Annotated in this window: 11 protein-coding genes; 5 read left to right on the forward strand and 6 right to left on the reverse strand. The window is 50.5% G+C overall.

Going from position 1 to position 14,491, the window contains the following annotated elements; translation table 11 throughout:
* From ACR0JF_RS22380 to ACR0JF_RS22395, 4 genes are all read left to right on the forward strand, one after another.
* Nucleotides 1-1,670: Ig-like domain-containing protein (locus ACR0JF_RS22380; RefSeq protein ID WP_480669950.1), on the forward strand; the 1,670-nt coding region annotated here is incomplete at its 5' end.
* A 216-nt stretch (nt 1,671-1,886) separates the two neighbouring features.
* The gene (locus tag ACR0JF_RS22385) at nt 1,887-2,936 is read left to right on the forward strand and encodes a glycosyltransferase family 2 protein (protein ID WP_480669952.1); all 1,050 of its coding nucleotides are present in this window, start codon (nt 1,887-1,889) and stop codon (nt 2,934-2,936) included.
* Nucleotides 2,937-4,115 (forward strand): polysaccharide deacetylase family protein, encoded by a 1,179-nt coding sequence (locus ACR0JF_RS22390; RefSeq protein ID WP_480669954.1) that lies wholly within the window; start codon nt 2,937-2,939, stop codon nt 4,113-4,115.
* Nucleotides 4,112-5,059 carry a lysylphosphatidylglycerol synthase transmembrane domain-containing protein gene (locus tag ACR0JF_RS22395; RefSeq protein WP_480669956.1) on the forward strand — a complete coding sequence of 316 codons (948 nt, stop codon included), beginning with the start codon at nt 4,112-4,114 and terminating at the stop codon, nt 5,057-5,059. The genes ACR0JF_RS22390 and ACR0JF_RS22395 overlap by 4 nt, the downstream gene beginning before the upstream one ends.
* An 86-nt stretch (nt 5,060-5,145) precedes the next feature.
* On the opposite strand, the gene ACR0JF_RS22400 is transcribed toward ACR0JF_RS22395, so the two are convergent.
* Nucleotides 5,146-6,138, reverse strand: coding sequence for an aldo/keto reductase (locus ACR0JF_RS22400; protein WP_480669958.1), 993 nt, complete (start codon nt 6,136-6,138; stop codon nt 5,146-5,148).
* Nucleotides 6,139-6,579: 441 nt separating this feature from the next.
* Between ACR0JF_RS22400 and ACR0JF_RS22405 the strand changes: the two genes are divergently transcribed.
* The gene (locus ACR0JF_RS22405) at nt 6,580-7,842 is read left to right on the forward strand and encodes a GMC oxidoreductase (RefSeq protein WP_480669960.1); all 1,263 of its coding nucleotides are present in this window, start codon (nt 6,580-6,582) and stop codon (nt 7,840-7,842) included.
* Nucleotides 7,843-7,875: 33 nt separating this feature from the next.
* Here the strand turns inward: ACR0JF_RS22405 and ACR0JF_RS22410 are convergent, their stop codons facing one another.
* The 5 genes from ACR0JF_RS22410 to ACR0JF_RS22430 all read right to left on the reverse strand — a co-directional run bounded on the left by ACR0JF_RS22410 (nt 7,876) and on the right by ACR0JF_RS22430 (nt 14,337).
* On the reverse strand, nt 7,876-9,291 hold the full coding sequence (locus ACR0JF_RS22410; RefSeq protein ID WP_480669962.1) for a hypothetical protein: 1,416 nt from the start codon (nt 9,289-9,291) through the stop codon (nt 7,876-7,878).
* Nucleotides 9,292-9,405: 114 nt separating this feature from the next.
* On the reverse strand, nt 9,406-10,650 hold the full coding sequence (locus tag ACR0JF_RS22415; RefSeq protein WP_480669964.1) for an O-antigen ligase family protein: 1,245 nt from the start codon (nt 10,648-10,650) through the stop codon (nt 9,406-9,408).
* Entirely contained in the window at nt 10,647-12,230 is a 1,584-nt protein-coding gene (locus tag ACR0JF_RS22420) for a GMC oxidoreductase (RefSeq protein WP_480669966.1), read from the reverse strand. Before ACR0JF_RS22420 ends, ACR0JF_RS22415 begins: the two co-directional genes overlap by 4 nt.
* Nucleotides 12,227-13,399, reverse strand: coding sequence for a glycosyltransferase family protein (locus ACR0JF_RS22425; protein WP_480669968.1), 1,173 nt, complete (start codon nt 13,397-13,399; stop codon nt 12,227-12,229). Before ACR0JF_RS22425 ends, ACR0JF_RS22420 begins: the two co-directional genes overlap by 4 nt.
* Nucleotides 13,396-14,337: a sulfotransferase family protein gene (locus ACR0JF_RS22430; RefSeq protein ID WP_480669970.1), complete on the reverse strand. Its 942-nt coding sequence runs from the start codon at nt 14,335-14,337 to the stop codon at nt 13,396-13,398. The genes ACR0JF_RS22425 and ACR0JF_RS22430 overlap by 4 nt, the downstream gene beginning before the upstream one ends.
* Nucleotides 14,338-14,491 lie beyond the last annotated feature (154 nt).

Genomic DNA, 14,491 nt, shown 5'->3' on the forward strand with positions numbered 1-14,491 from the left:
ACGGGGCCAGCGGCTTCGTCCAGGTCGCCCTGCTCACCGGCGTCCGCAACCTGGCCGGAACCGAAGCCGATATGGAAGCAAACGGACGGTTGATCACTACAGATCCACCGCCTGTGGCAAATGATGACTATGTTAGTGTAGACAGTTCAGGATCTTGGTCGATTGATGTTCTGAGCAACGATGTGGATCCAGATGCAGACTACCTGACTACGCTGGAGATCAGCGGTATAGCCGCTCAGCCCGGTAATGGATCCGTAGCTATTGTGAATGGCGAAATCATCTACACCCCGAATGCCGGGTATGTGGGCAGTGACAGTTTCGATTATACGATCAGTGATAGTAAAAGCATCGATAGCGCCACCGTCTACCTGTCTGTAGGACAACGTGATTTCACTGGAGAAAGTCGCGCTCTAGTCGTCGATTTGTCACAGGCCAACTACGCCTATGCAACAACCGTCATGGCATTCGGTGATTCCTTAACGCAAGGCTACAAATTCGGAAATCCGGATGCCGAAGGCGGCTTCCGCGATGATCTGTTCGATACCTTATCTGCTAACAATGTCTGGATCGACTATGTCGGCAGCTTCAACGACGGTCCCGATAACATGATCGACCGAGATCACAATGCCACACCGGGACATAGCTTGGCGGAATCGCTGACCGATGATCCGGACGATGCCATGAATTTCTCGTTGACCGTTGATGAAATCAATCCTGGCGTGACCTTGTTCATGATGGGCACGAATGACTTGAATGGACCGACGAAAGTCGGTCAGGTTCTGGGCGGGATACAAACCCTGATCGAGCAATTCTATGCGCTAGAAGGGGCGCAAGACCGTCACCTGGTGATTTCGCTTATACCTGTAAAGCCGGCCTTTGCAAATCTAGTTGCGGCAACCAATGAAGGCTACAGCATGGTCAATGGCGAAATGATCGCCGGAGACGCGGGCAACGGGACCTTCGTACCGGGCATTCGGCAAATCGTGGATTCGGAAGCGGCCACGCATCCAACTCTGCATCTATTCGAGCCCCCGATCACCGAAAACGAGCTTCTGCCGGATCAGGTGCATTTCACCGATGCAGGGGATGCGCTTTATGCAGAGGCGATGGCCGATTTTCTGGAAGAAGAGATCGGCTTCTGGGCTGGAACGATCGGAGGATCGGGAATATCTCTAGATGCTGTGAATGTCATTGGCGGCGGTGCCGGGGATCTTCTGATAGGTGACGCGCAGGCAAACCTTCTGAATGGCGGTGGCGGAAATGATGTGGTTCGCGGCGGTGCCGGTGACGACGACTTGCTGGGTGGCGCGGGGATAGACCGCCTCGATGGTGGCGCCGGAGCCGATACCTTGACTGGAGGAGAGGGCGATGACAGCTTTATCTTCGGCACGGATTTTGCCCTGAATGCCACTTCGGCGGATGTCATTTTGGATTTTGGCGACCAGGGGGCAGACCGTCTGGTCTTTGAACAGTCGCTTGGCCCGGCAACGGTAGCGGATCAACTCGATGGATTGGGTGTCGTCATCACCATCAACGGGTCTGATATCAATGTGGATGGTGCCAGTTCCGGCCTGCTCAAAGGCACGTCGCTTGGCGGCGGCAATTATGAGCTTACCTCCGACGCATCGCTGGTTCTATTCGTCCAGGATCCTGATATTCTGTTGGGATAAAATGGCTGGCCAGTCGCGTGGTGGTATATCTGATTGGCCAAACCAACTTACAAGGTACACCTCGAAACCAGTAGAGCTGGTTTTGGAAACTCTGCGCTTTTCATCAGACAAGATGTTAGCGATCAGAATCTGGTCAGGCAAATTTCAAACAATATGGAATGCACTGACGACATCGAAAAACACTGAGTGGGGTGAAAGAGTAAGTTGGGAGGTGAAATGGACGAGCTAGATACTATGAGAGAAAAGCCCGTTTTTTCCTGTGTTATCATCAACCACAATGGGCGAAACGTCTTAAAACGAACCTTGGACTCACTGGCGCAACTGGATACCCCCCCGACAGAGTACATTGTTGTTGATGATGGCTCGACTGACGATGGGTTAGAATTTCTTAAACAACACTATCCACATGTCCAGATAAAATCGCTTCCCAAAAACACCGGTCGTACATCCATTGTACGTAATACCGGAATTAGGTGCGCAACGCATCGGTTTGTTTTGGTAACAGATAATGATATTTCATTCCATCGAGATGCCGTTACCGCCTTGCTAGGCGTGATGCAATCCCGTCCCGAAGCTGCTGCGTGCACACCAGCAGTCATGTACAATGATGACTCGGAGGAGATATTCATCTTTGGTCATCAGATGCACTGTCTTTGTTGTTCCGCCGCATATGATAAGGAATCTTTGGATGTTCTGCAGAGGAAGGGGCCACACCCAGCAGTTGGTGGCGGGATTGCACTACTAGACAAAAAAAAGATCGAAAAAATCGGTTTCTTCAACGAAAATCTCGTGATTGGTTGGGGAGACGATGGAGAACTACACCATCGTTTGAAGATGATGGGGCTTGCATGCTTTGCCGTGCCTGATGCCTTAGTCTATCACAATCGGATCCGCACGGTCCCCCGTATTCAAGGTATGGTGCATAATCGGCTTGTCTTTCTCGGTACCAACTACCAGATGAGGACACTTATAAGTCTGCTTCCGATTCTTATTATCTTTGAATGTCTGTTGTTAAGTTATGTTGTAGCCAATAGAAAATTCGGGGAGTATACAGGAGCTTGGCGCAGTGTTTTTCAGATACGCGCGCAAATTCGCCGCGACCACAGACAGTTGCAAAAAATGCGCACCACCATGGACCGGGACCTGTTCGTATCTGGGCTGCCGGATCTCCCGTTTACAAGTAGCAGAGCCAGTGTGAATGCGCTATTGGGTCTGGCCGGAAACGCGCTCCGAATTTACTGGTCGATGGTCAGAGTTATTCTGTGATTGCAGCGGGTAGCAATCGCGTCAGGACGTGGAGGCAGGCAAATTCTTGCAGAAGTGATTGACGAACTGGGGCATCATGTTCTCGGATCATATCCGAAGTTTGTACATGCGCGAACAGTCGATGAAACCCAAAAGGAAGTTCCCGTATTTGTTTATCACAGCATTGATCCGGAAGAGTTTGAAACACACCTGCTGTATCTCTCGGAAAATGGTTATCAGACCCTTGATTGCGACACGTATATAGCAATCCTGAAAGGGCAGAGATCGGCACCGTCACGAGCGGTTATGTTGACGATAGATGACGGTCGTAAGAGCGTATATAAAACCGCATTCCCTTTACTGCAAAAGTACAATATGCAGGCAGTGGTGTTCCTAATTCCTGGTTATATTCGTGACAGAGGTCCCGTTCAGGTCATTGCAGCCGATCGGCAGGATCTGGATTTGATGACATGGTCAGACATAGAAGAAATAGCGCGTACGGGCTGCATTGATTTTCAATCGCACACATATTTCCACCATCGTGTGCCTGTATCAGATAAACTCCTTGGCTTTGTAACGCCAGATACTGCTACCGCGCTTTTTGATATTCCGGTTGCGCCAGGACACGAACCGGATCCGGTTACGGCAAAAACCGCTTTACTCGGCTACCCGATTTTCGAAGCCGAGTCACGTATGTCGGGCAAACCAGCGTTCTTGCCCAACGAAAGCTTCGTGCAGAATCTTCTGACGACTGTACGCATGGCTGGGCCAGACTTTTTTCAGAACCCCGAATGGAAGCAGGAACTTGAAGCTGTCGTTAAAAAGTGGCGACGGGAGCTACCGGCTTTGGGCCGATTAGAGACAGGTGCTGAAATCGAAGCGGCAATCGAAAACAGCCTGCGTATATCAAAGGCAGAAATCGAACGACATGTTCCGCAAACATCCGTGCAGCACCTTTGTTTCCCGTATACGATCGGCTCTCAATTAGCTGTCGACATTGCAAAACGCACTGGCTACGAAAGTTGCTTTTGGGGCCTTAGGCGAGGGCGGCGCTGTAATCGTTCAGGAGATGATCCAATGTTCTCTGTCCGACTGAAAGGTGATTTTTTGATGCGCTTGCCAGGCAAAAGGCGCATATCGCGCTCCCAAATATTAGTGCTAAAGGTAAAACGCCGATTATCTGGAGTACCCGTTTATTGAAGTTGAAGATAAATTCGCCGATCGTCCGTATTTTTGGAAGCGTTGCCCTGCTAGGACTATTGGCGCATCAAATCGACATGGCAGCCTTTTATCGATCGCTGCGCGAAATAAACCTTGAATGGATATTCACTACTATTTTGTTGGGTATCGCATTGATGTTATTCAATGCCTTCCGATGGAGCTTTCTCGTCGATCGTCAATTGGGAGTTCCGTTTAAGGTTTTTGTGCAACTGACCTTCTTCAGCTCTTATGCAGGATTGTTCTTACCCGGCACGATTGGTGCAGAAGCTATCCGCGTTGGCGGCCTTGCACGCGAATCCAGCTTTGCAGTCGCCACAGCCTCTGTGATCGTTGACCGGCTTATGTCCTTAATGTCGCAGTTCATTTTGGCGTTTGTCGCTCTAGCGTTTGTGGCGGACGGCACGAACAGCGATTTGCGACTTTGGGCAAGCGGGGGTGTTTCAATCATGATCTTGGGCGCCAGTATGATAATGAATAGAGGCATGCGCAAAGCAGTATTGAAGTTCTTTCACTGGCCACGCTTGCAGGTCATTCGAGATCAGATCGAAAAATTTTTCTACGCCCTAGATACGTACAGAAGCGGTCAGGTCATTTGGATCTCGCTTGTTCTTGCCTTCCTGCTCCAGATATTGCGGGGAGTATTTCTTTGGGCTTGTGCGAGCGCCATTGGCGCCAATATTTCCGTGGTGATGTTTCTTGTCGCCCTGCCGATGGTGAGCATGATCGAAGCCATTCCAATCTCCGTAGCAGGCGTTGGCCCCAGAGAAGCGGCTTTCAGTTTTGTTTTAGTACAGTTCGGTGTTCCCCCAGAACAGTCAGTTTCAGCTTCATTGATTGCATTCATCACAGGGACGTTGATCGCGTCAGCTCTTGGGTTTTTTGCAATGTCTTTAATGGGGAATAGGAGCATGAGATCTAAATGATCTCTCGCTGTACTCGCCTTGCGATTCAACCCTAAGTCCGGTTAAAAAAACTCAGGTTAGTATTCTGTTATCATGGAGAAACACTATTATCCTGACAATGCGCGGTCAGACAAAAGTTCAAATGTAAGAGCCACATCCTCATCTGTAAGTTCCGCGGCTTCGAGCGTACGTTGGATTCTTTCAGGCCGTGATGTAGAAAACAGTACTGCACCGCTAGAATTGGCACGAAGTGCACAAGCGATCAAATGTGCGGCACAGAGTTCCGAGTTTGACGATAGTTTTTTCGCATGTTCTTCTAGGTACCGTTCACCTTCATAACATTCCATAAATTTGCGTGTAGTTGAAAGATTTTCCCCTAAAATCGAGTGATTTACGATTAATCGCCTAGGCTTCACCTGCCAATCGTCAGATATTTCTTGGATTGGGTCGTTTTTGAACTGTATAACCTCATGCTCACTCGCTCCATGAGTGGCGATATCTCTTGATATGTCTGGTTGAGTTGCCACACCAAAGACCTTTATTTTCCCTTCTTTTTTGAATTCTCCAAGCAAGTCCAAAACGTCGCCACTGGTAGCTTCATTTAACGTACATTCGTGTAACAAGAAGATATCGATAAAGTCAGTCTTCAATTGTCGCAGCGATGTCTCGAGACTTTCCCTGATTTCTGCGGGGCCAAATGCATTGAAGCGCGGTCTGAGCGGGGGTGGTTCTAAAATTTTTCTCGATAGCCTTACTCTACGAGCAATTTCTGCCGACTTTGCCCGAACGCGCCAAACTAACGTAGGTGAGACTGGCCAGATGCCTGCCTTCGTAGCAATCACCAGCTTATCACGTTTGTTTACGATCACCTCACCCAAAAGGCCTTCGGCCTTACCATATCCATATAGACGGGCGGTGTCGAAATAAACGATGCCGCGGTCAATCGCCTCTTCCAATACTCTAATGGAAGTGGCCGCTTCGCGACCGGCATACAAATTTCCACACCCAAATCCGATCCTGCACTTTCGTTTACTTAAAAAATCAGATTGTAAATCGTGGATAAAACTATTGCTTTCAATTTGCCGCGGGGGCTCTTTCATAAGAGTACTCCACAATAAACTTATTGTAATGTAGGCCTGCTCTGGCACTGGGCCAAGCTGAAGCCACTCTAAAAGGATATTAACCTGGTGAGACTAGAACAAGCGATAGCACGCACCACTTTGGATAGGATCACGCGACAAACTGGCTATGACGCTATCATAGTTGGTGCAGGGGCATCCGGCGGCCTCGCAGCCACACTTCTAACGGAAGCCGGTTTGAATACGCTTGTACTCGATGCAGGCTTGCAGGCACCATTTTTTCACCGGCCCATCGATAGGACATTGTCGTGGATGTTACCAACATTCTCAAAGCCTGAGTTATACCGTTTCCTTCCCTGGCGGGTCATTAACAAGACTCAGCAGGCATTCCGTATGGCTGGGCGTCTAAGGCGCCCAATTCAATCAAAATGTTATGCTTGGCCCACAGCTCCTGACGCGTTCGTGGATGATTTAGATAATCCATACAATCACCCAACTGACAAACCATACAACTGGATTCGCGTCCGAAAGCTTGGTGGCCGCATGATTGTACCAGCTCATGGCAAACAATATTATCGTCATTCCCAGATTGACTTTACACCCTCAGACAATTTGGGACCAAATTGGCCTGTCAGCGCTACTGACCTCGACCCGTGGTATGTCGAAGTGGAGCGCCGCTTGTCTTTGAATGGTCGCTATGAGCACTCGCCCTGGATTCCAGACAGCGTAATTACGAACGAGCTAGAGCCGAATGATACACAGGCCACGCTTATCGAAAAAATCGGGCAACGTTGGAAAGATGCGGACATCATCCTAGGTCGGTACGCACTACCGCTAAACTCGCTCGACACTGCCGCTCAGACGGGGCGTTTAGACTGTCGGCAAGGAGCAATTGGATGCCAGGTACTCTTTAACGCGCAAGGTCGAGCGAATGGGATGCGGTTCTACGACCAAAAATCAAAAATGTTTCAGGACGCGCAGGCACCACTGGTTTTTCTTTGCGCGTCTGCATTAGAGAGCACGCGGATTCTAATGCTCTCAAGAAGCAAACCGCATGTGAAAGGGGTTGGCATTTCTTCGGACGCTTTAGGGCGCTACATTATGGATCACGTTTCGCTCAAAATCGAAGGTGTCAGCCGATCCAAAGGCCTTGGGCGCAGTAAGATGGGGGTTGAGGATTGTATTTTTCTTCCACGCTTTGACATGCGTGATGGAAACTCAAGCAGCGCCGGGCGCGGGTACGGCGTGCGTGTCTATATGTTCCCGGGTGCCGACAACACTTCGCATTTTACCGCCGTTTCAGATGCAGAAATGTTGCCTCATGCGGAAAACCGAGTAGAGCTCTCGACAATGAAAGACAAATGGGGAATTCCAGCGCTGAAAATATCATGTGAGCACCACTCAATTGAGTCGCAAGTTGCTCAAGAACAGCTTGCAGCACTTAGTGAATTGGCCGACCTCTTCGATGTTACAATCCATAATAAAGAGAGCGTCACTCCGTCGATACCCGGTTCCTCAATTCATGAGGTCGGCGGTGCCCGAATGGGAACTTCACCAGAAGAATCCGTTCTTGATCTGAACAACCAGGTCTGGGATTCGCCAGGGTTGTACGTTACCGACGGGGCAGCCTTTCCATCAATCGGAATTCAAAACCCAACGCTCACCATTATGGCACTAACAGCACGAGCGTGTGATCATGCTATCCAAAGCAAACGAGGCTATTGAGTTCAATTGTTTCGACAACAGAATATCCCTACGTCAGTGAAATATCCAAGTTCGGACAACTTTGGGTAAAGCTTCGGGACAATTATTCGAAACGGGATCGCCGAACTCAGAAAAGATATTCTCACCTTCAATCGCACTTTTCTCTATTCTTTCACGCAAGATGAGTAGCGTCCATCTCTCCTGTGATCGAACGGCGATGTCACCCCTACCTTGCTGGCGCACACATTCGCCCGGCCCAACTAGAAACGCTCGCACATCTTCACTTTGCTGCTGCATGAAAAACAAGAATGCTGGAAATAACGCAGCGACCCCGATCAATAGCTGTCGTGATCCTAGCGTTATCGGCATCTTAGGTAGCAAGTTGAACAGGTCACCAACTGGTTTAGAAATGATAAGTACCGAATACGTAAATGCAGGTATACCATAGCGAACTGCCAACCCGTGATGAACATCAGCTCTATGAGTCAATAAAAAAATCACCAAAAACGTTATGCAAATCGAAAAAAGCAACAAGTATGAAATAAATTCACGCTCTATAGTGTTTGAAGGGTTTGCACAGAATTTATGAAGCTTCCGGAAGAGGTTCCTATTTTTCTCAAACATCTTCACGCCTCTAAATAAAATATAAATGCCAGCAGCAATAAGAAAAACTGTGGGTAGGTATTTTTGTAACCAAATAAAAAAATTTCCAACGTCTGACAGAATGCTGGCTAAAAATGTAAAATAATTCCGTATTCTATATAGTTCTGGACCAAAATTTCTATCGCCACTCTGTATGCAAAGTATGCTAATAACCACACCTAGTAGTCCGGCCGCTAAAAAAACTAGGTTCCTATTACTTGGAAACTTAACCAATACAGAGCAACCGAGACCCCAAGCGATAGCGGGTAAAACGCATATGCTTACCGGATGCGAGGCAAGTGCGACGACCAAAACTGGCAAGTACGCATATGAAACGCTGGAATCAAAAGCTACTATTCGCACAAGCAAGATTCCAGCACCAACCATTGCAGGCCACATAGAATACATTAAATTAAACTGATTAAGTGGAGAAATCCATGCGCTGCCAACTGAAATGACACACAGCCAAAAAAGAATACCCTTTGAACCTACTTCACATAGATAGCTTGATGCTTGGATCAAAAGAAAAAAGGTAAAAATGGATGCTAAAGAAAAGTACAAAAAGATTTGCGGTACAAAGTTAAGACTACTAGAAAGGTATGCGACCACTTGCGGGTAAATGGCTATATATCCACCATAGTCTCGAAGCACTTCTGGTGACGCTATATTATTATAATAATTAAATAAAACAACGGCATCTTCAACTAAAAGGAAAGGTCCATTGGCGTAATTATCAGAAGGGGGAAAAGAATAGGGTGAAAAAATAACACCCACTAACAAAGACAGCATCGCCAACAGACTTGCTTGAAAATTCTTGCTTCCACTCATTTTCCGATGATCTCTTCTTTCAGTAGCGTCTCCCTCACCCCCACAGCACTATAACCTCCGAATGCATCATGTGCGTTTCCGAGAAAAGAAAGGCTTTTAGAAACATAATTCTCATTAACACTGCCCCAATAAACTCAAGTGTTTCAACTTTTTGCAGGACATTAGGCCACCTATCAACAAGAGCATTGTTAAAAGTGTAAATGGCATAAATAGGTAGGATTCCGTCATGCTTTGGGCTAACGTAACGGCGCATACACAAAGAAAAAAAACTGTATAAACCGGTTCAGCCTTGTTTCCAATGAGTAGGATGTTTACGATCGACCAAGTTATAATAAGAACACAAAATAGCAATCCGATTATACCTTGATGCACAACTATTTCGTAGTACGAATTGTGAAACGAGAAAGTTGCGCCTGACACTTTATGGAATTCTTCATAAATTCGACTTGCTTCAGACAGCTTGTCGTAGGGAGTCCAAAATCCACCTGCTCCAACTCCAAGAAAGGGGCTCTTCTCTATCTGCTGACTTGCATATTGCCACAACACGGTTCGCCCGGTTAGAGTGCTATCCTTTCCAAATGCTGATAGAATCGCGTCAACCGGATCAACGGTTCTCGATGAGAAAACTATTGAAGATACAAAAAAAAGAGCACCTAAGAATGTTGAGCCAAACACGTAGAACAAGGGGCGCTTTAGAATTCCTGTGCGTGGCAAGACGCCAAAGAAGAGCACCATCCCCAAAATGCCAAGTGCAAGTAACACAGCTGTTGCTGAGTCTGCTCTATTTATCTGAATTGCTGCTAGGATTGCCATAATGCAAGCAATCAACCTAAGCCTTTTCGGGTAAACGGTATCAATTATGATACAAAGCGAAGAAAGCCACAGAAAAACCATGGCGGAACCCATCGCATTCTTGCTTTTGAACACCCCACGAGCAGTGTGTCCCGTTCCCCAATAGGGAGCCAAAAAACTCATTATCGCATAGTAGCTCGCAACTAAGAAAAGTGACACCACGATATCGCGCGCGGTTAATCGCGTTGCAATGCAATAGCAGATCATGATTGTGAGTGTCAGTTGAAGGCCCGACCTCACAATCAACCCAGTTTGATCCCCCCAAAGGACGGAAAGCATCCACCACGCTGGAAAGACAAACAGGATCGCGCTGCGTGCAATCAGCGGGAAATTTCTGTTGAAATCCCGCACGAAGGCCCAGGCAAAATATAGAGCCAGTGGATAGAGGATCAATTCATCATACCGGAACTGCTTAAACGTGACGAAAAACCACAATGTCACCAGTACGTGGTCGCGCCGATGCTCGAACGCCTCGCGTTTGGAAGAATATGTCTCCATCACAGTCATGCTGCCAAACCTGCCCGGTGCGTTACCGCTATATGATCGGCCAGACGCAGCGCCATGGCAACCACGGACAAGGTTGGATTGGCCTGCCCGGACACAGGGAAGACCGCGGCAGATGCGACGAACAGGTTTCCAGTGCCATGCACGCGGCAATTGGGATCGACAACCCCATCTTGCGGGTCCGCCGACATGCGTGTCAGGCCGATCTGGTGATACCCATCGCGGGACTTGCGGATGATCGCCTCGGCAAGGGTGTCATCGTCCGGCAATGATATGTCGGCTGCGTTCGCCAACTGCACACGTTGGGCCAGTAGCTTATGCGCATCAAGCAGCGCCTGAACGGTGCGCGCGCCATAACGAAAATCGACCTTCAACCTGCGCCGACCGGTCTGGTCCACATCGTCCGACAGCATGGCCCGACTGTCATGTTCCGGGAAGTGCTCAGCATGATAGGCCAGCGCGTAAGGCCCGGTACCCCGGGCCACCAGACGCTGCGGGCGCCGGGCGATTTCCGCCGAAAACCGCTTGGCCCCCGAGCGCATGGCGTCAATCACCCCGACCGGATCACGTAAAACATTGGCGATATGCGCCCCTGCCTGTCCCAGGCCATCTGAACCTTTCAGCAGATGTTTTGCCGAAATCTCACCCGACCGGTTCCGAGGATCGGACGGAGCGAGGTTTTCGACCCAGAACGCAACATTGGAAGGCGCGTCCCCGGTCAAGACAAACCGGCGGCGATAGGGGCTGTGGCCATTTTCACTCTGATATCCAAAGCCACTGCACACCGCGGGATCACGGAATGTAATCTCTGCCACGGCACCCGTCAGGTGGCCCATGTAATACCGGCCAAGCGCACTTGAAGGCCCGCCGAACGCCTCGGGCCGCACAGCCTGATCCAACAACAGAAGACGCGTCGTCTCAAGCCCGCCACAAGCCAGAACGACCTGTTGGCAGGGCAGGGTGGTGGTTTGCCCTTCGTGCAGTATTTCAAGCACGCGCACCCGGGCTTGCGGACCTTCGCTCCAACGCATTGACAGAAGCTGCGCCTGCTTGAGCAGGTCAACCGGTTCGCGCCCCAGCTGCAGCCGCTCCTGTAGCGCATCTGCCTGCCCCAGCGCATTCAGCAACTCGACCCGTTCAACGCTCACACCTTCGACCGAAGGCCACCCGGCAGGCGCGGGCTTTTCGAATTCCGTATCCGACTCCAGAAATTCAGCGGCAGGCGCGACCCACTTTGCATAGTCTTCAAAAGCGATCGGCCAGGGATGTACATGCCGCCCGGATTGCGTTGAAAAATCTTCGGGATCGAACGGCACACAGCGTCCGCCCCAACCCAAAAGTGTACCGCCCACGGCTTCGCGGTTGGTACGCTGGCGGGGATCGTGGGTGTCACGCGACACGATCTCATCCCGGTCAATCGTTCCGTCGATCTCACCGGAGTTGAAGTCGCCCTGTTCGATGACCAGAACTTTCAGCCCGGCGCGACCCAAGGCAAATGCCAAAGCCAATCCAGCCGCCCCAGCCCCAATGACGCAGATATCATAGTCTTTTGCCTGAACTTCTGCGAGGCTGATCCGGGTCATTGCGATTTCACCGGTTGTGCCGCGTTGCGTTCCCGACGTGCAAGCCCGGCCAGCTTGCGCAGGGTGACTACAGGAGACGCTTGAACCGGGCCAATACGCGTGGTCGTCCCTTGATCTTGCTGCAGGGCGTGCAGACGGTCTGGAATTGCAGCGCTTGAATACCGATTGACCGCGATGCTGCGCACTTCAGAGCAACGCTTTCGTGTGCCAGCCGGATCATTGCGCAGCGCCGTCAGAATGTCCGGCACTTCAGCAGGTGAGGCATATTGTGCCAGCGGTCCAAAGGTTTCGCGCAGCCTGCGATCTAGGATGCAGGGGCGTTCCATCAACATCGCCTCGAGCACGGTACGCCCAAAAGCTTCGACCCATCTGTCGCTGTGGAAATAGGAAAAAACATCCAGGCTATCCAGAAAACGCTCAACCGGTTCGCCGTTAAACGGAACGATCTCCCATCCGCTCAAGTCGACGCCTGTTTTTTCCAGTTCATGGACCGGACATCCCATGACACGAGTTTTCCAACCCGGTCCAGGTGGCACCAGAGAAGCGGTCACGTCCGAGGCCAAATCGGGCCATTTCAGCATATCTCTTCGACTGTGCCGTCCAACGGCCGCAACCGGCTGGTCAAAGATCTGCCGGACGGGTTCCCAATCGGCGGCATCAAAGGTATTCACCCAATCTGCACTGGTTAAGCGAACAAAGGGTGCGAAACTTCGCAGGTGCTTGCGGATCACGCCCGAAACAGGAGCCCACATGGGGCTAGTGCCGAACGCCCGTTTGACTACACGGGTAGTGGCGATTGGATCGTATTCCAGTGACCCATCCCCGCGGAACGGCGGATGGTGGGCCACCAGAACCGATGTATCAGCTTGAATTTTTGCCGTTTCAGCGACTTTACGAAAGAATGCCAATGGGTGGTGAAAAAAGACAGCATCAGCAACCACTGTGCCACCCGCTTCAAGCATGCGGAACCCGCTCAGATCTGCCAACTCCAAAATAGCGGCATTGTCTTTGTCATCAATATCAACTAAGAAACCTGAGGTTACGGGCAACAACCCTACCGCCGCTCCGGCCGCTTGAAATGCAATAGCATCCGCGAGCATCGCCGTAGCGGTCCCACCCGAGAACTTAGGGTCGTAAACCAGTACGATATCCACCCGCTGAGTACTCATCCCCGGAACCCGGACCAGATGGCCGACAGGTCGCGGTCCAGAAGATCAGACAAGCCTGCGTTCCGGTCCGACAGGTGATGCGCCAGATAAGCCGCCGTGTCCGGTCGCATGACGGGCGGTTTTTCCGACTTCAGCAAGATTGGATTGACGCGCCGGAACCAATGATAGTGCAGCTTGTTGCGTATCTTTTCCGACAGCCCCGTCTCTTGCCCCATATGGTTGCGATAGCGCCCCGCCACGATCCGGCCTCCGATCCGGTTCAGCCATTGCTGGCCTTTGGGCATCGTCGGATAATAGGTCCGGTTAAACCAGGTTTGCAACGTCCCGACATCCATATCGGGCGCTCCGATATGGGTGGTGATCCGATCCAGGAACACCTGCTTATCGGTCAGAAAATCCTCGAATACGGCAACATGTACGACATCCCGGCCGAACACGTCGAAATACCCGGCAATATGAGGGGCGTAGGTCGACCCCAGAATGATTGAACTGTGCTGGCTCAGGGCCTGCTCAAAGCTGCAACTCAGCCGTCCGCTGCAGATCAGATGCCAATATTGCGAATAGGCGCGTTTTACCGGATCGCGCAGCAGAAAGACAAGACGCACATCGGGCAACAGCTCTTTGATGCGCCGCGCGGCCACCGCCGAAAACAGGTAGGTGGTGGAATCCTCACCTATCAGCAACTTGTCCTGAAATCTGGCGAACCTGGACGTGTACCAATCCAGATTGGCTGCATGCTCCTGGCGGGTATCAAACCACTTCAACTCGGGCCCATTTGCATTCAGAAAATCAGGATGGGTAATCGGATCATCCGCATCGAAATAGTGTATTTCTTCGTCGGGTATCCCGATCTGCGGGCTTTGCCCGAGGATGAAATGCAACGAGGTCGTGCCGCATTTGGGCGCGCCGCCGATAATGAAATCAGGTAATCTTGTCAAAGTCCTGAGCTCTTGGGTCATTAGAGGATCTCAATAAAAATATACGGCGGTAAACGCGGTCAGAGAATAAACCGCGCAGGGCAGGGAATCCAGATTGCAGAGACTGCCCAATCGCAAACACCGCTGACATGTTGCAGGCGCCGACCCGTTTTAC

The organism is Ruegeria sp. BG11 (genome assembly GCF_056538565.1).